The sequence below is a fragment of the Ruegeria sp. CF2 genome, assembly GCF_056537385.1.
In genome coordinates this window covers 66,521-88,768 of the sequence record NZ_JBQFRL010000004.1, presented here as the reverse complement: position 1 = coordinate 88,768, position 22,248 = coordinate 66,521, and the positions used below count along the sequence as shown (strand labels likewise).

Annotated in this window: 21 protein-coding genes; 8 read left to right on the top strand and 13 right to left on the bottom strand. The window is 63.7% G+C overall.

The annotated features are described in order from the left end of the window. Positions 1 to 11: 11 nt before the first annotated feature. From ACR0IR_RS16045 to ACR0IR_RS16025, 5 genes are all read right to left on the bottom strand, one after another. Entirely contained in the window at positions 12 to 314 is a 303-nt protein-coding gene (locus ACR0IR_RS16045; RefSeq protein ID WP_170365808.1) for an urease subunit gamma, read from the bottom strand. Position 315: 1 nt separating this feature from the next. Then, positions 316 to 1,077 (bottom strand): urease accessory protein UreD, encoded by a 762-nt coding sequence (locus tag ACR0IR_RS16040; protein WP_170366122.1) that lies wholly within the window; start codon positions 1,075 to 1,077, stop codon positions 316 to 318. Between the two features lie 317 nt (positions 1,078 to 1,394). Then, a complete protein-coding gene (locus ACR0IR_RS16035) occupies positions 1,395 to 3,374 on the bottom strand; it encodes a bifunctional 2',3'-cyclic-nucleotide 2'-phosphodiesterase/3'-nucleotidase (protein ID WP_480779141.1) in 1,980 nt (659 codons plus the stop codon). A 223-nt stretch (positions 3,375 to 3,597) separates the two neighbouring features. Beyond that, positions 3,598 to 4,317, bottom strand: a complete 720-nt coding sequence (locus tag ACR0IR_RS16030; RefSeq protein ID WP_170365807.1) for a glutathione S-transferase family protein — start codon at positions 4,315 to 4,317, stop codon at positions 3,598 to 3,600. Continuing rightward, a complete protein-coding gene (locus ACR0IR_RS16025) occupies positions 4,304 to 4,912 on the bottom strand; it encodes an NAD(P)H-dependent oxidoreductase (RefSeq protein ID WP_170365806.1) in 609 nt (202 codons plus the stop codon). The genes ACR0IR_RS16030 and ACR0IR_RS16025 overlap by 14 nt, the downstream gene beginning before the upstream one ends. Before the next feature lie 128 nt (positions 4,913 to 5,040). Here ACR0IR_RS16025 and ACR0IR_RS16020 point away from each other — a divergent pair, with 128 nt between their 5' ends. Beyond that, positions 5,041 to 5,406, top strand: a complete 366-nt coding sequence (locus tag ACR0IR_RS16020) for a winged helix-turn-helix transcriptional regulator (RefSeq protein WP_170359492.1) — start codon at positions 5,041 to 5,043, stop codon at positions 5,404 to 5,406. Positions 5,407 to 5,410: 4 nt separating this feature from the next. Here the strand turns inward: ACR0IR_RS16020 and ACR0IR_RS16015 are convergent, their stop codons facing one another. Next, positions 5,411 to 6,424 carry a LacI family DNA-binding transcriptional regulator gene (locus ACR0IR_RS16015; protein WP_170365805.1) on the bottom strand — a complete coding sequence of 338 codons (1,014 nt, stop codon included), beginning with the start codon at positions 6,422 to 6,424 and terminating at the stop codon, positions 5,411 to 5,413. A 246-nt stretch (positions 6,425 to 6,670) separates the two neighbouring features. On the opposite strand from ACR0IR_RS16015, the gene ACR0IR_RS16010 reads away from it, so the two are divergent. The 6 genes from ACR0IR_RS16010 to ACR0IR_RS15985 all read left to right on the top strand — a co-directional run bounded on the left by ACR0IR_RS16010 (position 6,671) and on the right by ACR0IR_RS15985 (position 12,543). Beyond that, positions 6,671 to 7,939, top strand: coding sequence for an ABC transporter substrate-binding protein (locus ACR0IR_RS16010; protein ID WP_170365803.1), 1,269 nt, complete (start codon positions 6,671 to 6,673; stop codon positions 7,937 to 7,939). 105 nt (positions 7,940 to 8,044) lie between these two features. Then, positions 8,045 to 8,890 carry a carbohydrate ABC transporter permease gene (locus ACR0IR_RS16005; protein ID WP_170341551.1) on the top strand — a complete coding sequence of 282 codons (846 nt, stop codon included), beginning with the start codon at positions 8,045 to 8,047 and terminating at the stop codon, positions 8,888 to 8,890. Beyond that, positions 8,887 to 9,726, top strand: coding sequence for a carbohydrate ABC transporter permease (locus ACR0IR_RS16000; RefSeq protein WP_170341552.1), 840 nt, complete (start codon positions 8,887 to 8,889; stop codon positions 9,724 to 9,726). Before ACR0IR_RS16005 ends, ACR0IR_RS16000 begins: the two co-directional genes overlap by 4 nt. Positions 9,727 to 9,747: 21 nt before the next feature. Further along, a complete protein-coding gene (locus ACR0IR_RS15995) occupies positions 9,748 to 10,788 on the top strand; it encodes an ABC transporter ATP-binding protein (protein WP_170365802.1) in 1,041 nt (346 codons plus the stop codon). A 10-nt stretch (positions 10,789 to 10,798) separates the two neighbouring features. Next, complete coding sequence (locus tag ACR0IR_RS15990; RefSeq protein WP_170365800.1) at positions 10,799 to 12,076, top strand: amylo-alpha-1,6-glucosidase; 1,278 nt, start codon at positions 10,799 to 10,801, stop codon at positions 12,074 to 12,076. Between the two features lie 44 nt (positions 12,077 to 12,120). Beyond that, the gene (locus tag ACR0IR_RS15985; RefSeq protein WP_170365799.1) at positions 12,121 to 12,543 is read left to right on the top strand and encodes a GNAT family N-acetyltransferase; all 423 of its coding nucleotides are present in this window, start codon (positions 12,121 to 12,123) and stop codon (positions 12,541 to 12,543) included. 17 nt (positions 12,544 to 12,560) lie between these two features. Here ACR0IR_RS15985 and ACR0IR_RS15980 read toward each other — a convergent pair whose 3' ends face one another. The 4 genes from ACR0IR_RS15980 to ACR0IR_RS15965 are packed head-to-tail and all read right to left on the bottom strand — an operon-like array spanning position 12,561 to position 16,721. Next, on the bottom strand, positions 12,561 to 13,544 hold the full coding sequence (locus ACR0IR_RS15980) for a glycosyltransferase family 4 protein (protein ID WP_170365798.1): 984 nt from the start codon (positions 13,542 to 13,544) through the stop codon (positions 12,561 to 12,563). Between the two features lie 14 nt (positions 13,545 to 13,558). Beyond that, positions 13,559 to 14,545 carry a glycosyltransferase family 2 protein gene (locus ACR0IR_RS15975; protein ID WP_170365796.1) on the bottom strand — a complete coding sequence of 329 codons (987 nt, stop codon included), beginning with the start codon at positions 14,543 to 14,545 and terminating at the stop codon, positions 13,559 to 13,561. A gap of 20 nt (positions 14,546 to 14,565) precedes the next feature. Further along, positions 14,566 to 15,486, bottom strand: coding sequence for a glycosyltransferase family 2 protein (locus ACR0IR_RS15970; RefSeq protein WP_170365794.1), 921 nt, complete (start codon positions 15,484 to 15,486; stop codon positions 14,566 to 14,568). Then, positions 15,483 to 16,721 carry an oligosaccharide flippase family protein gene (locus ACR0IR_RS15965; RefSeq protein ID WP_170365792.1) on the bottom strand — a complete coding sequence of 413 codons (1,239 nt, stop codon included), beginning with the start codon at positions 16,719 to 16,721 and terminating at the stop codon, positions 15,483 to 15,485. The genes ACR0IR_RS15970 and ACR0IR_RS15965 overlap by 4 nt, the downstream gene beginning before the upstream one ends. A 195-nt stretch (positions 16,722 to 16,916) precedes the next feature. Between ACR0IR_RS15965 and ACR0IR_RS15960 the strand changes: the two genes are divergently transcribed. Continuing rightward, on the top strand, positions 16,917 to 18,146 hold the full coding sequence (locus ACR0IR_RS15960) for a polysaccharide biosynthesis/export family protein (protein WP_170365790.1): 1,230 nt from the start codon (positions 16,917 to 16,919) through the stop codon (positions 18,144 to 18,146). On the opposite strand, the gene ACR0IR_RS15955 is transcribed toward ACR0IR_RS15960, so the two are convergent. From ACR0IR_RS15955 to ACR0IR_RS15945, 3 genes are all read right to left on the bottom strand, one after another. Then, entirely contained in the window at positions 18,136 to 20,694 is a 2,559-nt protein-coding gene (locus ACR0IR_RS15955) for a hybrid sensor histidine kinase/response regulator (protein WP_170365788.1), read from the bottom strand. The two genes, ACR0IR_RS15960 and ACR0IR_RS15955, sit on opposite strands and share 11 nt — an antisense overlap. A gap of 61 nt (positions 20,695 to 20,755) precedes the next feature. Further along, positions 20,756 to 21,256: a putative pterin-binding protein gene (locus ACR0IR_RS15950; protein WP_254429389.1), complete on the bottom strand. Its 501-nt coding sequence runs from the start codon at positions 21,254 to 21,256 to the stop codon at positions 20,756 to 20,758. A gap of 100 nt (positions 21,257 to 21,356) precedes the next feature. After that, positions 21,357 to 22,244, bottom strand: a complete 888-nt coding sequence (locus tag ACR0IR_RS15945; RefSeq protein ID WP_170365786.1) for a UTP--glucose-1-phosphate uridylyltransferase — start codon at positions 22,242 to 22,244, stop codon at positions 21,357 to 21,359. Positions 22,245 to 22,248: the final 4 nt, after the last annotated feature.

Below are 22,248 nucleotides of genomic sequence, written 5' to 3'. Positions count from 1 at the left end.
CGTCATCTCCTTCAGCGGATGGGGTTGTGGACGGTGACCAGCTTGGTGCCGTCGGGGAACGTCGCCTCGACCTGCACCTCGTGGATCATCTCGGGGATGCCGTCCATGCACTGTTCGCGGGTGATGACCTGTGCGCCGGCCTCCATCATGTCGGCGACCGAGCGGCCGTCGCGGGCGCCCTCCACCACTGCATCGGTGATCAGCGCGATGGCCTCGGGGTAGTTCAGGCGCACGCCCCGGGCCAGGCGTTTGCGCGCCACCTCGGCGGCCATGGCGATCAGCAGTTTGTCTTTTTCACGCGGCGAGAGTTGCATGTCAGATCATCCAGGGTCTTGGCAGGGAGTTGCGGGTCAGCCGGTTCAGGATCGGCACAAGGGTCTGGCGCAGCGCGAAACCGTCGGGCGCCAGCAGGCGCATCAACAGCATGTCCTCACCCACAAGGCTAACGCCGCCGGTGTCAGGCAAGGCCGCGCGGATCGGGTCCAGATGCGCGGCGGCATCCGGCCGGATCAGTATCAGGCTGCTGAGTGCGCCGGCGCCGTCGCCAACGCCCGGCCGGGCCATTTCCGCCGCCAGATCACCGGTCAGACGCAGCGCGTCCAGATGGGCTACCCGGCCCGCGCGCCAGATTTCGAGGCGGTCTTGGAAGTGGGCCGATGTGACCTGCTCGCCCATTGCGGCGCGTCCGAAGATCAGCGATTCCACCAGCAGCAGGCCGGCATCGGGGGCCAGATCGACACGCAGACGGCGGTCGATCGCGCAACCGTCGAACAGGATCGTTTCCTGCGGTAGCCAGTTCAACTGGCCGCCTGCCTCCACAGTCAGGTGCGTCCGAATCCGGCCCGGAATTGCTCCGGACGCGCGATAAGCCCGCTCGGCCGCCTGCGTGGTCAGGGTCAGATGTGCATCTGCCAGAGCGGTGGCGGAAAGGTCAAAACTGTCTCCGCCGGTGACGCCGCCGGCGGTATTGACCAGAACGGCCTGCATGTCAGCGCCATCGCGCCGAGGAAACAGCAGCTTCAGCGACCCCTGCTGGCGCAGGTCCCGCAACTCGGTCCGGCCCGCGCGGCCAACCACGGACACAACACCCCGCCCGACAGCACGGGGGGGCGTGGCGATCGCTTGCGCGGCAGTTATTGCGGACAAAGAGGTTATCGGAAGCTCCGGGCAAAAGGACTGTCGGATGCGAAAGCACCACAGCCTTTTCCTGGTGTCAGTGCAGCACGGCAGAGGCAGTTGGTTGAGAAAACTCGTTCGCCCTATTTCTGAGCATTTTTTCCCCTATCGCCTGAAAAATAAGCATCCCGCCAATGCGTGTGATAATCCGGCCTTCAGCCACAAACCAAGAGAAAAGGGCGGCCAGATTGGCCGCCCGATCCGGTGTCTGTCGCCGGTCAGAGCGTGATGCGGAAGGCCGCGAAACCGTCGGCCCCGTCGCCTGCGTCTTCCAGCGCCAAACCTTTGACGTCGCTGATGTAATCGCGCGCCTTGGGACCGGTTTCGAACAGAACCGTGGTGTCGCCCAGCGGTGCGAAGGACCAGTTGCCGTCGGCCTTGGGGTCGATCGTGCCTTGCTCGACGATATAGCGCACGATCACGTCGCGGTTGGTGTCGGGGGCCTCGAACACGATGGTGTCGCCCATCGCGCCCGGGAACGATCCGCCGCCCGAAGCGCGGTAGTTGTTGGTGGCGATGATGAACTCCATGTCGTCGGTCACCGGGGCACCGTTGAACTGCAGGTTCACGATGCGCGCCGCATCAGGGTTGACCTCTTCGCCCTTCGGGCCAAAGCGCGAGGGCTGAGACAGGTCGATCTGATAGGTCACACCGTCGATCACGTCGAAATTGTAGGACGGGAATTCGGGGTTCAGCAGCAGCGCATCCTTGGCGCCCGGCTCGATCTGGTTGAACATCCCGGCCGAACGCTCCAGCCAGCCGCGCAATTGCGCGCCGTTCACCAGCACCGCGCGCACGGTGTTGGGATAGAGATAAAGGTCGGCCACGTTCTTGATCGCCACATCGCCCACCGGCACGTCGGTATAGTATTCCGGGCCACCCCGGCCACCGGCCTTGAACGGCGCCGCGGCCGACAGGATCGGCAGGCCCTCATGTTCGGTGCCTTTCAGCATCTCCTCGACATACCATTTCTGCGCGATAGACACGATCTGGACCGACGGATCATCGGCCACCAGCGCGAAATAGCTGTGCAGCGGCGCCGAGGTCTTGCCCACCGCGCGGCGCACATAGGCCAGCGTTTCCTCGTGATCCTGCGCGACCGAGGCCAGCACCTTGGGGTCGTCCTCGACCAGCGCGGTGATCGAGCGATCTTCGTTGCGCTTCGAGATCGGCCGTGCCTCGGAGGTGGTGGTGACCACGCGCCATTCGTTGCCGTCGCGTTCCAGCAGCAGGTCGAGCACGCCCAGATGCGACCCCCAGAACCCGCCCATGACGGCCGGCTTGCCCATCAGCGTGCCCTTGTCCACGTCAACGCCCGCGCGGTCGGCGAAAGTGGGCGAGGGGAAGACCAGGTGGTTGTGCCCAGTCACAAGCGCGTCGATGCCATCGACCCCGGCCAGCGGGACCGAGGCGTTCTCCATCCCGTCCGCGTGATCGGCCGCGCCGATGCCCGAATGCGACAGGGCCAGGATCAGATCGCAGCCTTGCTCTTTCATCTCGGGCACGTAGGCTTTGGCGGTCTCGACGATGTCGCGGGCCTGCACGTTGCCTTCCAGGTGGCGGCGGTCCCAGTTCATGATCTGCGGCGGGGTGAAGCCTATGACGCCGATGCGGATCGGCTGCTTGCTGCCGTCTCCCAACTCGATCTCGCGGTCGAGGATGACATAGGGCTGCACCAGCGTCTTGTCCGCGCGCGGATTGGCGCCCTGTTCCTTGGCAATATTGGCCAGCACGATCGGGAACTGCGCCCCGGCCAGCGATTTTTCCAGAAAGCTCAGGCCATAGTTGAACTCGTGGTTGCCCAGCGTCGCGGCATCATAGCCCAACGTGTTGAACGCGTTGATGATCGGGTGGGTATCGCCGTCGTTCATGCCACGCTCGTAGGCGATGTAGTCGCCCATCGGGTTGCCCTGAAGAAAGTCGCCATTGTCGACCAGCATCGAGTTTGTGGCCTCGGCCCGGATCTCGTTGATGATCGAGGCCGCGCGTGACAGGCCCACCGTATCGCGCGGCTTGTCGGCATAGTAGTCGTAGGGAAAGACGTGAACGTGAATGTCGGTCGTTTCCATGATCCGCAGATGCGCCTGGTTGCTTGCGGCGGCGGCAGAAAACGGGTGCAGGGAAACCATGGCGACGCCGGCCGTGGTGGTGGCCAGGAATTGACGCCGCGACATCGCGAATTTGCTGGATAGGGTCATGAGGCACCTCTCGAAATAAATTGGTCGACGCATCATCTGAACGTTTATGACGACAATGATGTGACAGCGCGGCCCGAGGGGATCACCCAGCGCGCCGATGGTTCAGACTGACCGCTTTTGACACCCGAGTAAAGCGTCCTCCCGGCCATCGACCTGCGCGCGGGCGGTGCGGCGCCCAAGGTGCTGTGGTGCGGGCCCGGGCTAGGGAGCCCGGGCCGCGGCCTCAGTCCTTTTTCACGTCACCGGCAAACCGCGCGGCGTTCTCCCGCGCAAAGGCGCTGGCATCAGCCGAGGCATCCCAGAACTGGGGATTGGCCTTGGGAATGGTCAGCGCCTTCTGCACTGCGGGGCGGGCATCGATGCGGTCGAACCATGCGTTCAGATGCGGAAGGTCATCGACCTGAACCCGCGCCCAGACATAGGCCCGCGCCCAAGGGAACAGCATCATATCCGCGATCGTGTATTGCCCCGCCGCGATCCAGTCGCGCCCATTCAAGCGATCATTCATCACCTCCATAAGGCGGCGGCTTTCATCCACGTAGCGGCGGATCGAGAACGGTTCGGTATGGCCATTGGGTGCAGCAATGTGCTGGAAATACATGGCCTGGCCCATCATCGGACCCACATGCCCGACCTGGAACAGCATCCACTGCATCACCTCGGACTGCTGCACCGGATCTGAGGGCAGGAACTGACCGTATTTCTGCGCGAGGTGCCACAGGATCGCGCCGCTTTCGAAAATCGCGCGGCCTTCGGCCCGGTCCTCGATCACCGGGATCTTGCCGTTGGGGTTCAGCGACAAGAAATCCGGCGTCTTTTGTTCCTGTTTGGAGAAGTCGATTGGGGTAAGGTCGTAGGGTACGCCTGCCTCTTCCAGGAAAATCACCGGTTTGTAGCCATTCATCGTGGCCGCGGTGTAGAGGTGAATGTCAGGCTGCGACATGCGCGATCTCCTCGAAATGCTGTTTCAGATGTGCGTCGAACCGCTGGAAATCCTGATCGATCCGGGGGTTCTTCATCACGTCGAAAGCCGCGAAGGTGGGCAGGGGCTGCATCGCCAGAAACTTGGCGTTCAGGTGCATGGGCCACAACAGGTCATCGACGCTGGCCCCGGCAAAGAACGGCTCGGCCGGGTTGTCGAACGCCTCGCGCGGGGCGTTGAAGGTGACCGACAGCATGTATTTCGTTCCGTGCAGCAGGCCACCAGTGCCGTAATTTGCCTTGGGCGCGTCGGCGGTCCGACCGTCGCCGGCCAGCAACCGGCCGTCCATGCCCGCGGTGTAGACCTCGTCGATGTATTTCTTGAACACCCACGGAACACCCATCCAGTTCACCGGAAACTGCATGATGACCACATCCGCCCAGACATGGGCGTCGATCTCGGTATTGATGTCGTATCCTTCGGCAACCGTCGTCACGCGCACCTCGTGGCCCATGCCGGTCAGCGCGTCCTGCGCCCATTGCACCAGCGACGCATTCAGGCGGCCAGGTGCGAATTCATAAGGCTGCGTACCGTTCACGATCAGGATCTTGCTCATGTCCATATCCTTGGTTTTGAAACTGCTTGCCCCTTGACTTCGGTCGGGGTGAAACCGAACTTGAGAACAGTAGTGATGAATTGCAACCAGTTTACTTTTTGTAACCTGTGACTGGACTGGAGAAGGTGATGCGTGCCCGTATCGAACAGGACGACCAAGGCAAGCGGCAAGCAGTGGATGCGTGCAGCGAACCATGCCCCATCGAGCGCGGCATGCGGATCATTGGTGGCAAGTGGACCGGGTCGATCCTGTGGCATCTCAAAGACGAGCCGGTACGATTCAATGACTTGGCCCGGATGATCGGTGGCGCCAGCAAAAAGATGATCGCCGAACGCTTGCGCCAATTGGAGCAACAGGGCCTGGTGCACCGCCAAGTGCTCGAAACCTCACCGGTTTCGGTGCAGTACTCCGTGACCGACCGTGGACGCACCGCGCTGGGTTTTCTGGACGAGCTGCGGAAGTGGAGTGAGACCTTGCCGGATACGCGCGCCTGACTCGTCAGCGGTCCTTCTGCAGCGGCCCCGTGGTTTCCCGTGCGATGAACCGGGCTGAAACTTCGGACACGATTACCGGCATGTCAGGGTCTTTTATCCTGTCCAGCAGAGTACGTGCGAGCTTGCGGCCCAACCGCTTTGGCGAAACCGCCATGGTACTGAGCGCGGGAATTGCGACCGAGGCATCCTCGGTATCGTCAAATCCAACAATCGAAACATCCCGCCCCGGCTGCAACCCAGCCCGCATCAGGCCGAAACACGCCCCCAAAGCGACCATGTCGCCATTGCAGACCACCGCCGTGACCTCCGGATGGGCGTCGTGCAATTTCAGCATCTCCTGCATACCCGCACGCTTGGTGTCAGGTGAGGGCCAGATGATCGGCGGCCCCAAAGACAAGTCCTGCAGCGTACGCTCATACCCGGCTATGCGCTGCTTTCGAACGGGGTTCATGCCGATGCCGCCGAAGAATGCGATGTGCCTGTGCCCCAGTTCCGCCAGGTGATTGGTCGCGGTCGCGGTCGCTTCGGCATTTCTGATGCCCACATGATCAAAATCAGGGCTGACATGGCGCAGAAAGGTCACCGTGGGCAAACCATGCGTGCGCAAGAGTTGAAGGGTTTCCGCCGTGGTCTCCAGTGCGGGAACCCACAGCAGGCCGCCGCGCCCGTTGCGGATGAAATCCCGCAATTGCTTGCCCTGCCGGTCCGCGTCGTCGCGCGTGTCCAAGATCGAAACCAGATACCCCTCGGCCTCCAGCAACTCGACCGCGCCGCTGACGACTTCGGCATTGAACGGGTTTGCGAACTGGTTCAGAACGAATCCGATTTCCCGGTTCTCGCCTGATCGCATCGACGCCGCCCGCGAGTCCGTGACATAGTGCAAGGCCTCGGCCGCCTGCAGCACTTTCTTACGGGTCTGCTCGGAAATCCGCCCAGTGCCGCGCATCACCTGGCTGACCGTCGGGATCGAGACTCCGGCGGCTTTGGCGACACTGGCGAGGGTGGGTTTGGCGGGCATTTCTCGGACTTCTGATATATCGTTGCATCATCAAAATGCCCAACTCACTAGGGCATTGCAACGAGCAATTCCCACAACTTACTAAAGTTCGGGCCAACCGATTGGAAAATATTCATTGACGGAAGATATATCGTTATACCATGCTAATGCCATCGCCTGGGGTGAGTCGCCGCACGACAAGCACAGCAAACCGACCCCACCGGGCAGAACGGGCAAAAGGCCCAATCGAAACTCTGGGAGGAGTCCATGTCAATTCAATCCAAGCTGGTCGGTGCCGCATCCGGCCTTGTTCTGGCCCTGGTCACAAACGTGGCGCAGGCCGAGGTTCTGTTCTGGTCGACACAGGCCAAGCCGGTCGAAGAGGCGCAGGCCATGCGCGAACAGGTTCTTTCAGGCTTCGAGGGTGGCGTGGACTACCAGCCCAATGACGGCGGCCCCTGGCTGACGCGTCTGCAAGCCGAATTGCAGGCCGGCTCGGGCACGATCGGCGTTCTGGGCGCGCTGCACGGCGATTTCTCGGCCATGAACCCCGACGATCTGGTCGACCTGGATGATCTGGGAGTCGCCTCGGCCTCGGACACGTTCAACGAGCTGGCGACGCTTGGGGCAGGCAGCCTGCAATACATTCCCTGGATGCAGGCCAGCTATATCATGGCGGCCAACAAAGAAGCGCTGCAGTACTTGCCCGAAGGTGCCGACATCAATGCGCTGACCTATGACCAGCTGATCGAATGGGCCGCCAACGCCCATGAGGCAGCGGGCGAGCCGAAATTCGGCTTTCCGGCCGGGCCCAAGGGCCTGAAGCACCGCTTCTTCCAGGGTTATCTGTATCCGTCCTATACGAACGGCGTGGTGCGGACCTTTGCCAGCGACGATGCCGTGACCGCGTGGGAAAAATTCCGCGAGCTGTGGACGCATACCAACCCGGCCTCGACCAACTTCTCGTTCATGCAGGAACAGCTGTTGTCGGGCGACGCCTGGATCGTTTTCGACCACACCTCGCGTCTGGCGCAGGCCTTCAACGAGCGGCCTGATGACTTCGTGGCCTTCCCGGCCCCGGCGGGTCCGACCGGGCGCGGCTTCATGCCGGTTCTGGCTGGTGTTGCGATCCCCAAAACCGCACCGGACATGGAAGCGTCCAAAGCTCTGGTCGCCTACATGATGAAGCCGGAAACCCAGATCGCCACGCTGCGTGCCACCAACTTCTTCCCGGTCGTCGCTGTTGACCTGCCCGCCGACCTGCCGCCGGCCGTCAAGGCCGCAGGCGACGCGGTCGCCAAGATGAGTGGCTCGGCTGATGCCAACCCCGGGCTGCTGCCCGCGGGACTGGGCGACAAGGGCGGTGAATTCAACCGTGTTTATACCGATGCGTTCGAGCGGATCGTACTGGGCGGTCAGGAAATCCGCACCGTGCTGGACGATCAGAAAGGCGCGTTGGAGGCGATCATGCAGGAGACCGGCGCGCCCTGCTGGGCTCCGGATGCACCCTCGGACGGTCCGTGCCCTGTCGAATAAGGGTCTGACCTGATCCTAGCACCGGGCCTGATGCAGGCCCGGTGTCTCCCCCCCGAACTCACTGCCCGAAACCACCGGAACTTCCGCAAGGAAAGGAGCGATCAGATGAACGCTCGTGTGTTGCCCTATGTGCTGATCCTGCCTGTGACGGCGTTTCTGTGCCTGTTTTTTCTGTATCCTTTCGTCCTGGTCGCCAAGCAGGCTTTCAACACCGGCGACGGATTCACGCTGGACAATTTCCGGCAGGTGGTCGGGTACTGGAAATTCCCGATCTCGCTGCAGAATACGCTGCTGCTGGCGGCGGCGGTGGTTCCGGTGCAACTGGCGCTGGCGCTGCTGATGGCCACGATGGTCAACAAGATGCAGCGCGGGCGCGACCTGGTGCTGTATGTCTGGACCATCCCTCTGGGTATCTCGGATCTGGCCGCGGGCATCATCTGGCTGGCGATCTTCGAACAGTCGGGCTTCCTGAACTCCATGCTTTCTGGGCTGGGCGTGGTGGACCGGCCGGTGAATTTCCTCAGCTATCAGCACCCCGGCGTGGTGTTCTTGGCCATCGCCTTGGCCGAGATCTGGCGCGCCACGGCGATCATGCTGGTAATCCTAGTGGCCGGGATCGGCCTGATCCCCAAGGAATATTATGAGGCGGCCGAGGTCTTCGGCGCCTCGCCCTGGAAACGCTTCACCCGCATCACGCTGCCGCTGTTGCGCCCGTCGCTGCAGACGGCACTGGTGCTGCGCGTGATCCTGGCCTTCGAGGTTTTCGCCGTGGTGCTGGCCCTGGGAGGAACCCTGTTCCCCGTCCTCATGAGTGAAACCTACGCCTATCAATTCGACCTGCTTGACAGCGGCGCAGCGGCGGCGATGGCGCTGATCATCCTCGCCATCTCGATCGGGTTCACCCTGATCATCTTGCGCGCCCTGCGTGTCCCGAAAGGAGCCACGATATGACGACCGTCACGACCGATGTCGCCGCGCCCGATACGCGCCGGGCCGGACGCTATGTCTACATCGCCGCGGTGGTGCTGCTGTGCGCCTGGGTGCTGGTGCCACTGTATTTCCTTCTGATCAACACGCTGTCTTCGCCGGAAACGGTGAACAGCTTTCCCAAGCCCTTCATCCCTGAATTCGACTTGGGCAGCCTCGGGTTCTTTGCCGGTTTCGCGGGCATCCTGACCGCACTCAAGAACTCGATCCTGGTGGCGGGACTGACGATGATCATGTCGATCCTGATCGGCGCGCCGGCGGGCTATGCCCTGTCGCGTTTCGACTTTCGCGGGAAAGAGGCGTTCCGCCTGCTGATCCTGCTGACCCGGGCCTTTCCGCTGCCGCTGCTGGCGCTGCCCTTGGCGGTGATGTTCATCCAGACCGGGCTGGATGACACGGTATTCGGCCTGTCGCTGGTGCACACCACGCTGGCGATCCCGTTCGCAGTGCTGATCACGTTCTCGCTGTTTTCCGGCATCCCGCTGGAACTGGAAGAGGCCGCCTGGACGCTGGGCTGCACCCGGCTGACCGCCTTCACCAAGGTGGTGCTGCCGCTGATCCTGCCGGGGATCACGGCCTCGGCCATCTTCGCCTTCGTGATCTCGTGGAACGAGGTGTTCGCCGCCGCCGTTCTGACGATCGAGAACCGGACCCTGACGGCCTTTTTGCTGCAGAACCTCGACACCTCGCCGCTGCATCTGAAGTTCGCGGGCGGTTTCATCCTGGTCGTGCCGGCGCTGATCTTCATCTTCGCCGTGCGCAAATACCTGTTCGCCATGTGGGGCATCGCCAACCGCTGACAGCCCCAAGGAGTTGGAATAATGGCAGAAATTCAAATCAAGAATGTCGCGAAACGCTTTGGCAGCTATCAAGCGCTGCACGACATCAACCTGACCATCCAGGACCAGGAATTCATGGTTCTGCTGGGGGCCTCGGGTTGCGGCAAGACCACGCTGCTGCGGATCATCGCCGGGCTGGAGACCGCGACCGAGGGCGAGGTCTGGATCGGCGGGCGCCGGGTGGATCACCTGCCGCCCAAGGATCGAGGCATCGCCATGGTGTTCCAGAACTATGCCGTATTCCCGCATCTGACCGTGTTCGAAAACATTGGGTTCGGCCTGCGGATGCAGAAACTGCCCAATGACGAGGTCAAGCGCCGGGTCGAGCGCACGGCGGGCCTGATGCATATCGACCAGCTGCTGGGGCGCTATTCCGGCGAGCTGTCCGGCGGTCAACGCCAGCGCGTCGCCGTAGCCCGCGCCCTGGCGATGGAGCCGGACGTGATCCTGATGGACGAGCCGTTGTCGAACCTGGACGCACTGCTGCGGATGGAGATGCGGGCTGAGCTCAAGGGCGTTCTGGCCGAAAGCAATACCACCGCCATCTACGTCACCCACGACCAGGTCGAAGCCATGAGCATGGCCGACCGGATCAGCGTGATGCATCAGGGCAAGATCGTTCAGGCGGCCTCGCCGATCGAGGTCTACCGCAACCCGGCGGCCGAGTTCGTGGCCGGGTTCATCGGCAATCCGCCGATGAACTTCCTGCCCGCCACCCCGTCCGGAGACGGCAAATGGACCGTCGCGGGCCGGATCCTCGACGGGCCGTCCCGAACCACGCCGTTGCATTTCGCCATCCGCCCCGAGGATCTGCGCCCGGCCGATACGGGCCTGGCCGCCACAGTCAAAGTGGTCGAGCCCCTGGGCGCGCATCTGCTTGTCACCTGCAGCGTGGACGGCGCCTTGTTCCGCGCGGTTCTGGACAGTGATCTGACCGTCCGCCGCGGCGACACCCTGACCCTGGCCCCGCAGCCCGACCGGGTGCGCTGGTTCGACCCCGAAACAACCCTGGCCGTGGCCTGAGGAGCGCGCAATGAAACAGGATCTGATCGAACAGGCCCGCGCCGTTCTGGCCCGAAACGACCGGGGCGACTACACGGTGCCCACCCACGGCCTCTATCCGTTCCAGTGGAACTGGGACAGCGCGCTCAGCGCCCTTGGATTCTCGCATTTCGACGAGGCCCGCGCTTGGCGCGAGATCGAGACCTTGTTCCGGCATCAGTGGGATGACGGCATGGTGCCGCATATCATCTTCCACGAGATGAATGACGGCTATTTCCCGGGGCCGGATGTCTGGGCCACGAGCCGCGCGGTTCCCACCTCGGGCATCACGCAGCCGGCGGTGGCCGGGTTCGCCGTGCGGCGGATCCATGCGCGGGCGAAAAACCGGGCGCTGGCTGATGCGCAGGCCCGCGCCCTGCTGCCCAAGATCCACGCCTGGCATCAATGGTTCTACACGAACCGCGACCCGCAGGGCACCGGTCTGGTCGCCATCATCCACCCGTGGGAATCCGGGCGCGACAACTCGGTCGATTGGGACGAGGCGCTGGCCCGGGTCCCGACCGAAGGCGTGGCCCCGTTCCAGCGTCGCGACGTAGCCCATGCCAACCCGGCGCACAGGCCGACCGATGAAGAATACCGCCGCTATATCTGGCTGGTGCAACATTTCCGCGGCCTTGGCTGGGACAATTCCAGGCTGCATGACGCCTCGCCGTTCCGGGTCTTGGACCCGGGATTCAACGCGATCCTGATCCGCTCGTGCCTTGACCTTGCTGCGCTGGCCGACGATCTGGGCGAGGCCGAGATCGCCAGCGCTTCGCGCGCCTTTGCGCAGGCGGGCATCGCGGCGATGGACGCCCTGTGGAGTGAGGCCCGCGGGCAATATCTGTGCTTTGACCGGGCCACCGGAGCGTTGATCGACAGCCCCTCGATCGGCGGCTTGTTGGCGGCCTTCTGTCCCATCCCCGAGCACCGTGCGCAGGCCATCGCCCAGCGGTTGGACGCCATCGGTGCCGCAGTCCCGTATCTGGTGCCCAGCCATGACCCGGCGGCCTCTGAATTCGACGGACTGAGGTACTGGCGCGGGCCGGTCTGGCTGATCGTGAACTACATGATCGCCGACGGGCTGAAACGCGCGGGCCAGACCCGGATCGTGCAGCGGATCGTCGACGACAGCCTGCGCCTGATCGAGCAAAGCGGCTTTGCCGAGTATTACGACCCAGTCACTGCCGAACCCTGCGGCGGCAGCAGCTTTACCTGGACGGCCGCGATGGTGATCGAGATCCTGAACGCGGAAACCACCCCGGCATGAGCGGCGCGGCACCGGTCCCCACGCAACGGGCATGGGCCTGACCGATGGCGGGGCCGTCCATTCTTTCCGCCCCCGGTCAGGCGGACTGGGTCGAGCAAGCCCTTCTTGCGGAATTGCGGACAACCGCGCCGCAAGGGGTCAATGCCAGCATCACGCTGATTGCACAGGACGGTGCGGGCCGGGTTGGCGGCCTGCATGGCGCCACCTCCTATGGGTGGCTGCTGATCAAGACCTTATGGATCGACCCGGCCCATCGACGCCGCGGTTTGGGTCGGCAGTTGCTGGACCACGCCTTTGACGAGGCGCGCCGACGCGGGTGTCATTCTGCGTGGCTGGACACATCCAACCCGGCCGCCACACGGTTCTATCAGGCTTCGGGCTTCGAGCCCTTTGGTCGCCTGGCCAACACGCACACGCAAAACCCGCCCGGACATTGCCGCTGGTTCTTGTGGCGCCCCTTGCCGTAGCCGTGGCCACGCCGCCCTCACAACCGTTTGGCCGGGTCGAACACCTGCTGCCACCGCTGTGCATAGCGGGATCTATCAGCCTTGGGCGCCAGGACGGGAACCACCGGAGGCGTACCCGCCAGAATCGCCTCGATCGATTTGCGCCACGCCTTGGGATCGGACCCGCACGGGATCACGCCGTTTGCCCCGATCCGGTCACGCAGACCGTCGACCATGCTGACGATGACCGGACGCCGCGCCGCGCGCGCCTCATCCGCCACCAGCCCGTAGGCCTCCCATCGCGAGGGCATCGCCACCACGTCCACGACCCGATAGGCTTCGGCCGGGTCGTCGGCGTGGCCCCGAAACTCGATCCGCCGGTCTCCTGCGGCCAAGGCTGCAAGGCGGTCGCGCTGGCTGCCTTCGCCAAAGATCACAAGCCGCGCATCGGGGTTGGGGCACATGCGAAACCCTTCGATCAGCAGATCGAAGCCTTTCTGCGGCTCGAGCCGTCCGATCGCACCGATGACCCGGGCCGCCTCGACCGGCCCGGCTGCGCGCGCAACTGCGCTCAGGTCAACCTGCGGCGAGATCACGCTCAGCTTGGATGCGGGGGCCAATCGACGTTCGGCCATCCAGCCGGCCTGCGCCTTGCTGACGGCGATAACCTGATCGAACAACGAATAGGTCACGCGCAGCATCGCAAAGAACCGCCGCTTGTGCGGCACGTTCAAGGCGGTGAAAGACCGGGTATAGCTGTGTTCGACATGCACCAGCCGCGTGGTGGGATGCATCGCCCGCAGGGCCGAGAACGCCGGCAGGCAACGCCAGCCGGGGGCGATGTGGCACACAATGACATCGGCGTCGAAACTGCCCCAGCTGAAGGCGGTCCGCTTGACCGGGCGAACCTCTTGGTGGACTTCGTCGGCCAGTTCGGGCAGCTGCGCAAGATGGTCGAGCATACGCATGACCCCACCGGCCGTGGTGTCATCAACAAGGTGAAGAACGGTGATCTTGGACATTTGGAAACCTCGGTTCAGATGGAAGTCTGGCGGCGCATGAGGCGACCGGCTTGAACAACAGGCGCTGGCCCGACCGCGCGCAGGGCTGCGGCCGCGATGATGGTGGTCAACGTTTTGGCGGGTTCTTCGATCACGGGCAGGGCGCTGGTTGAAACCGACCGCTGCGCAAGCTCCCAGGCCTTGTGCGCATCCAGATTGCTGACCGCGCGGCGGGCAAGATAGCGCAGCTGATAGGCGCGCGCCGCCGCCTCGTGCCGGGCAAAGAATTCGGGGTTCAGCGGACGCAGCTTGTCAACCATCCGCTCCCACGCCTGCAACTGCCGGTCCAAGGCCGCCGACAGGCCGGTCGCATGGATTCGGTAGCGGGTCAGCAACCCCGGTACGCCTCCGATTTGCCAATCCGTCGTCAGCATCAGCCGCAGCCAGCATTCGATGTCCTCGGACTGGCGAAAGGTTTCGTCAAAGACCCAGTCGCGCTTGGTTTCGAACGCCGGTCGGTAGGCCAGATCGAGCAAGGCGGATTTGCGCATCACCGCTGCAGATCCATTGCCGATCGGGTTGCGTTTCAGGACATGTGCCGCCGTCACGTCCCGCAGGCGCGGCGACTGGCGGACGCGCATCAACCGACCACCCTCGTCAATCATGGCACTGCCGGAATAGCTGATCGCAACGTCGGGTTCTGCCTGTAGGTGGCGCACATGGGTGGCCAGCTTTTCGGGCAGCCACAAATCGTCGGCGTCGCAGAAGCCGACGAACTCTCCCCGCGCGGCCGCGATGCCGGTATTGCGCGCCCCAGCGAGGCCGCGGTTTTCCTGCCGGATCACCCGCACTTTTGGGTCGGTCGCATGGGCGCGGGCAATGGCGGGGGTTTCGTCCTGCGAGCCGTCATCCACGATGATGATTTCGAAATCATCAAGGGTCTGCGACAGAAGCGAGGCCAGAGTCTCCGCCAGGGTCGCGGCGGTGTTGTAGGCGGGAACGATGATGGATGACTGGGGCATTTAGGGTCTCCTGGTTGGGATCAGCGGGCAAACAGCGCCTGACGGATCGGGCGCGGCAGGGCGGAGGCCAGTGCCGCGCCAAGTGCAGTGGGCACACCGCGACGGATTGGGTTGAGAAAGCTGCGTGCACTCAGCGCCAGCCCGGCGCGGGCATAGGCGCGGGCCATCGACGGTTCTGCCCCCAGACGCAGCGCACGCCGGGCCAGATACCGCATGTAGATCGCCTCAGATGCGGGCGACGGTGCAACGCCATACCGGGCCGCCGTTGCAACCGCCCGTGCGCGCCCGGCCCGCATCGCCTCGAGGTCCGAAGACAGACCGCTGCCGCTGGTCCGGTACCAGACCTGCAGGCGATCAACCCCGGTGATCACGTGGCCTTCGCCCGCCAAGCGGATCAGCAGCTCGAGATCTTCGTTGTGGACCGCTGCCGGGTTCAACCCGCCGACGGCAGCGAACACCTGGCGGCGCACTGCAAGGTTCGACATCGTGCACACCGCATTTTCCGCCAGCAGGTCCGGAATGGTCAGGGGATCGGTGGGAACCGTCGAGCGCGTCGGACAATCGCCGGGGGTTTCGGAAATGAACCCGATCTGGCCAAAGGCCGCATCAATGCTGGTATCCGCAAACAACCGGTCCAGTTGGGCCAGCTTGTGGGTGACCCACAGGTCATCCGCGTCGCAGAACGCGAGGATGTCGCCCGAGGCCACTGCCGCACCATGGTTGCGCGCAGAGCTGGGACCGCGATTAGGATTGGCCTCAACCCGCACCCGGGTGTCCCGCGCGCAGAATTGCCGGACAACTTCGGTCGTCTGGCGCGAGGGCTTGTCGCCCACGCAGATGAGTTCGAAATCCGAAAAGCTCTGCCCAAGTAGGCTGTTCAGGGTGGCGACAATAGTTGCCGCGTCATTGTGGAAGGGAACGATGATGGAAAACCGGGTCATTGGGCGCGTGCCTCCTGAGTGATTGCAGAACCCCGCGGCAGCAGCGCCCAAGATGCGGTCAGCATGATGGCGCTGCAGGTGCAGACATACCCGACGGCGACGGGCATCAAGCCCAGCGGCGCCATCAGGGCCGTGTTGGCGATCAGGCCCACGGCCAGAACCGTGCTGACCCGCAATTCCGTGACGGGGCGGTTTTCCGACCGCAGCCATCCGGCGACCGCCGACCAGATCACCGTCGGCAGGGCCGCCAGGCACAGAACCGACACCACCGGGGCGATCTCGGCCCAGCCCTGTCCCAGAAGCAGCGGCACATAGACCGGGGCCAATGCCGCCTGCAGCAAAACCAGCGGCGTCAGGATCAGCAGCGACAGCCCCAGCCCGTGGCGCAGCGCTCCGTTCTTGTCCGCGGCCGCGCACAGATGCGGGAACAGAACGACCGAGAAGGCTTGCGTGAACGAAGTGGCCAGCCCAAGCCCCGCATTGAAAGCCATGAAATAGATGCCAAGCGCCTCTGCGCCCATCATCGCGCCCACCACCAGCTTGTCTGCCTGCAGGCGCAGAACCTTGACCAGTTCGACGCCCAGAACGGCCCAGCCGTAGACCACGAAAGGTTTCAAGGCTGCAAACCCGGCCTGACGATCAGGCGACCACCGACGCAGGCGGCGCATCAGCACCAGCCAGACAGGTGCAGTCAGCAGGCGCGGAAGGACCAGCGCCAGGGGCGAAGCCCAGACCACCGCCAGCAGCGCCGTCAGGGCGTTGGCCCCCACGACTTGCCCGCCGGCGATCGCGGCGGTCTGCTGCAGCTTGCCCTCGCGCATTGCCAGTGCGGCCTGAACCAGGCCCCCCGGCATGAACAGGTATTCCCCGGCCAGCACCGCCAGCAGCATCGCCAGCATGGTGTGGCCCATGATGAACAGCGCCGCCGCGACCGCCAGTTGCAGCAGGCACAGCCCCGCGCACCAGACCCAGAAGATGCGGTGCGCCGTGTTGCACCGCCGCGCCAACTCCTCGGACGGAGCCTGAATGATACGCTGGTTCACCCCATTCTCGGTCAGCGCCTTGAGTATGTCGCCCGCCGCCAGAGCTGCTGCTGCCAGACCGATCGCTTCGGGGCTGAGGGTACGGGCAACGGCCACCACGACGACCAGGCGCGACGCCTTGGCCGCCACTTCGGAGGCGGTGTAGGCCAAAAGATGCTGTAGGAAGCCTGATCGTGCAAAGCTGTGCGTCATGACGCCGTTATCCCGAAAAACAGTTGTTGGTTCTGTTGTACGGGTGGCCAGGGTCTGTGTCCCGGACGCGGTCGGACGGGGCAGGGGACCGTTCGGAGAGGGACCTATCCGAATGGGACAAACCGCCATCCCGATGCCGGACTGACGCAGGGCGCGCGGCGCGGTTTATCTTCTGTGACAGATCAGGAGATGAAAATGACCATGAATTTCAAGACCTTCCTTATTACGGCCGTCAGCGCCTCGACCCTGCTGGGGTGCAGCAGCATGCAGACCCCGCGCAACATCGAAGCCGTATCGCGCGGCGAAAGTTATCAGGCGCAATATCGCGAACCCGGTCGTCGGCGGGGCGATACGCAATTGCTGCAGGCCGCCGCGATGAACGGCCAGACCTGCATGCCGCAGGCCGGCGATCAGGGCGCAAATGCCTATGCGAAATGGTCGCAACCGGCGCTCAGCCCCTTGCTGGGCGAGAAACTGTCGCGCAACGACATGGTCCAGATCACCATCGAAGGGGACGACCTGCTGAGCGACGCTTATGTCGTCTCACGTGACGGAGACCTCAAGCTGCCCTACCTGCCGCCCGTGCGCGCCCAGGGCCGCACCACCGAGCAGGTCGAACAAGAGGTGGCCCGCGTTCTGGTTGCGGCCCAGTTCTATGACATCGAACCCCGCGTGACCGTACGGGTCAGCGATTTCGCCTCGGTGACAGTGGGTGTCCGCGGCGCGGTGTTCGAGCCGCACTCGGTCGAGATCGGCGGCGTTCCGGGCGATTCCCTTGACCGTCGGCGCCAGGGCGCGCTGGGGGCCTCGACCGAGGGGCGCAACCTGTCGGTGGCGCTGCGGGCCGCGGGCGGGGTGCGGCCGGATGCCGATCTGTCAGCGGTCGAACTGCACCGCCAGGGGCGCATCTATCGCATGGATCTGCGCGGCGTGTTCGAAGGATCGGACCCGACCGACATCATGCTGCTGACCGGCGACCAGATCGTGGTCAACAGCCGCGGCTGCTTCCAGGACGCGCTGATGCGCCCCAGCCCGATCAGCCCGCCCGGCGTGACGCTATACATGTCGAACCTGACCCAACCGGCCGCGGGCAATGCAGAATCCGCCATCGGGCGCGACGTGCGTGAAGTGCCTTATGGCACCCGTTTCCTGCAGGCCGTGGTCGACAGCAACTGCGTCGGCGGGTCGAAGACGACAAACGCCAACCGCAGCGCAGTGTTGTTCACGCGCAACCCAGTGACCGGATCCTCGGTCGTGATCGAGCGCAATATCGAAAAGCTGCTGCGGCGCGGAGACCGTGACGACTTCGACCCCTATGTTCTGCCAGGTGATGCCGTGGCCTGTTACGACAGCAAGGTCACCGGAGTGACCGAAATCGCCCGGTCGCTGGGCATCGTCGGGGCCGCCGCGCTGCTCATCCCTTGATCGCACCGGGGGCGGGCAACGCAGCCTTTGCCCGCTCCCAAACCTCGGGCAGACCGTTCAACAGAAGGGCGACCTGCTGACGTTCTGCTGATTTTGCGGCCATCTCGATCGCAATCAGCGCATCGCGGAACCCCATCGCACCAAAGGTCGCCGCGCTTCCCGCCAGCCTGTGACACTCCTGCGCGACCTGGTCCAGATCTGCTTCACCGGCCTCCAACTGGGCAAGCTGAGCGACGACGGCATCCCCTTCGGACAGGTATTTGGCAAGCAACCGGTCAAAGACGTCGGCGCCGAGGCTGGCGCGCAGATCGCCGATATGATCCGTTTCGTCCTCGGACCGGGTCGAATCTCCGGGGCCGGTGACCACCGACAAGGCCTTGCGCAAGGCATCCAGGGCAATCGGCTTGCCGACAAAGGCCGTCATCCCGGCGGCGCGGAACGCGTCGACCGCATCTGGCAGCACGTTGGCCGAAACGGCAATGATCGGTATCTCCGCCGAAGGCCCGCCCCCGCTGCGGATTTGGCGCGTGGCCGTCGGGCCGTCCATGACCGGCATGCTGATATCCATCAGGATCACGTCGAACCGATGCGCTGCCGCTGCGTCCACGCCCAGTTGGCCGTTCTTGGCAACCGTCACCCGGTGACCGTCCAGTTTCAGCATGTTGCAGATCACCTCGCGGTTGATCTCGTTGTCTTCCACCACCAGCACGTCCAACGGCTGGGCGTGCTGAACCTCTGGCTGGTCGCTGTCAACGTTGGCGTCCAATTCCGCGTCCTGCAGCGGCAGACGAACCCAGAACACGCTGCCCTCGCCGGGTGTGCTTTCAACGCCGATCTCGCCGCCCATGGCCCGAGCAAACCGACGTGCGATGCCCAGGCCCAGACCGGTGCCCCCGGTGGCCCGACCGATGCTTGGATCGCTGGTGTGAAAATCGGCAAAGATGACGTCGACCTCATCAGGGCCGATACCGATACCCGTGTCGATGATGCGGAATTCAAAGATGTTGACGCCGGCCGTTGGGCCAGGCTCGGTTACTTCGACCTCGATCGAGATCCGGCCGTTTTCGGTGAACTTGATGGCATTGCCCACAAGGTTCAGAAGAATCTGCCGCAACCTTTGGGCATCGGCGGCAACACAGGGGCGCGCCTCGCCCACCCATTGCCACGAGATGGAGTTCCCACGCGAGGCAGCGTTGCCGCTTTGACCGTCCACAATCTCTTGCAGGATGTCGTTCAGGTTCGAGGGCTGCAACGCCACCGACAGTTTCCCGGCCTCGAACCGGGCGATGTCCAGAACGGTATCGACGTGGTTAAGGAGGATCTGGCCCGAGATTTCCATGTTCTCGACAAACCGTGCCTGTTCTCGCGACGTGCGGGTGTTTTTCAACAGCGTGAGGTTGCCCAGCAGCCCGTTCAGCGGCGTGCGGATCTCGTGGCTCATCACGGTCAGGAAATCGGCCTTGGCCTTTTCGCCGGCAAGGGCCTGGTCGCGGGCATGGATCAGTTCCTGCTGCGCCGCCACCTGCTGCGAGATGTCGCGGACAAAGCCGATGACGATTTCCTGATCGCCCGCCCGGGCCGACTGCAGCGCCAGTTCGACCGGGAACTGCTCGCCATCCGCGCGCATCGCCTCCAACTGGACACGGCCTTTGCCGACGACATGGCGTTCCCCGCCAGACTGCATGCGCACCATGCCGGCGCGATGTGCCTCACGCAGATGCGGCGGCACGATCAGGTCACCGATCGAGCGCCCCCGGGCCTGATCCGCCGCATAGCCGAATATTGCCTCGGCGGCAGGGTTGAACTCGATCACGTCGCCCTTGGCATCGACCACGATCACCCCGTCCAACGAGGTGGAGAGGATCGTGTTCATCCGTTCATTCGCCTGCCGCAGGGCCCGGCCGCGCCGCGTGGCGCGTCGGTTGACCACCAGAAGATAGGCGCTGACGGCGCCCAGGGTCAGAAGCAAGGCCCCCGACAGAATCGCCAACCGCAGCAGGTTTGCCGCCGTCTGGATGCGCTGCTGGTCCGACTCGGTGGCAAAATACGAGATGCCCGAAACGGCCAACGTGCGGACATGCGGACCGATCTCAAGGGCGGCGCGTTTCAGATCGTCCAGTTTTTCGGACAGCTCGGCATCCGGCGCGTCGATCAAGGGGATCGCGGCGTTCAGGTGCCGGGTCACCCGCTCCAACGGCAGGCGGAACCGGTCATCCTGACGCAACGGCTGGAATACGCGTGATTGGGCCAGTGTATCGACACGGCTGTAAAACAGATCGAACCGCCGGCGCACCAGATCCAACGTGCCATTTTGCGCTTCCTGCGCCGCCGACGCGGTTTCCAGAGCGTTCAGGTATGACAGATAGTCGACCTCGACCTGCGACAGCGTCCATTGGACATTGTCCGAAGGCGCCGCTCGCCGGTCGTTGAAATCGGTAAACACCTGCGCCGACAACCACGCCACCGCGACCAGACCCAACAAAACGCCGAAGCCGATGAGCCCGAAGACCCATCGGCGGCGCAAAACCTGCGTATCGGTATCGCTCAATCCGAGCCTCATCGATTGTTCACTGCGCTTTACTCATTACTGCACTCATTCCGGTTGCAAGCTATTTAACGACCTCAAGACGATCGAGTTGCCAGATGCTGCGCGAATAGGTCACCTCGGTCTGGTATTTCGGGTCGCTGTCATAGGGGTAGACGATCCACAGCGGGCCCTTCTGCCGGCGCGACATCTCGGCGCCGTCCATCTCATAGGCCACAATCGGGTCGCTTTCGGTGACCGAGTCCATGGGGATTTCGACCGCATAGTCGTTGATCGCCGTGGCGCGGATCATGCTTCCATCGGCACCGACTGCTTGTAACACCACCGACAACGGTACGCCGACAAAGGTGTTCTCACCTTCAGTCCAGATCGTCGAGGTCGCAAAAGTCCGCGCGGGCAAGGATTTCAACATGTCCATGTCGAACCGCGCACCATCCTCGGCTCCGGACTGGGTCAGGTTGCCGGTGATCGTCAGAACCACGTCTCCGGTGGGTTCGGCCAGATCCTGGGCCTGTGCCTGGCCCAAGGTCAGAATCATTGCCAGGGCTACAAGTAAAATCCGCATTTCATTCTCCTAGTGTCCAACTGCACAAGATCAGAAAGCGTGACCGGGCAACAGTCGGGCATCGGGATAAGCACCTATCCAAACGGATAGGTGCCCGCCGTTACGCGGCCGGGCGCAGGTGGCCCATGCGCTGTGCCATGATCCGCTCAAACCCTTCGCGCAGCTCTGACCGCTGCAGGGCAAAGACCGCGGTGGCCTCAAGATATCCGGCGACCGACCCGCAGTCGAAGCGTTCACCCGCAAAGGCGTAGCCCGAGCAGCCAGCGGTTTGGATATCCGCAGCGATGGCGTCGGTCAGCTGGATTTCATTTCCCGCACCCGGTGCCTGGCCGGCCAGTCGATCAAAGATCGACGGCTGCAGGATATACCGCCCGACGATGCCGTAGTTCGACGGCGCCTGCTCGGGGCTGGGCTTTTCGACCAGGCCGCGCAGCTTTTGAACACGCCCGGCCTGCAGGGCGATATCGACGACGCCGTAGGACCCGATCCTGTCGGACGGCACGGATTGGGTCGCAACCATGTGGCCGCTCTGGTCACAATAGCTTTGGACCATCTGTGACAGGGCCGGGCGTCGGGCGCTGATGACGTCATCGGGCAGGATCACCGCAAACGGCTCATTGCCCACACACTCGCGCGCCAGCGACACCGCATGGCCCAATCCACGGGGCGCGTCCTGCCGGACAAAGCAGTATTTGCCATCCTCCAGATCGGCGCAGCGCAGGTTGTTCAAAAGCTCGGTCTTGCCACCATCCTTCAACTTGCGTTCAAGCGCCGTATTCCGCCCGAAATAGGCTTCGAGCGCGGTTTTCTCGGGTGACGTGATGAAGATGAATTCTTCAATCCCGGCCGCGCGCGCCTCGTCGACGGCATATTGGATCAGCGGGCGGTCGATCAGGGGCAGCATTTCCTTGGCCACGGTCTTGGTCGCGGGCAGAAACCTTGTGCCCAGTCCGGCGACAGGAAAGACGGCTTTGCGAATCTTGGTCATATCA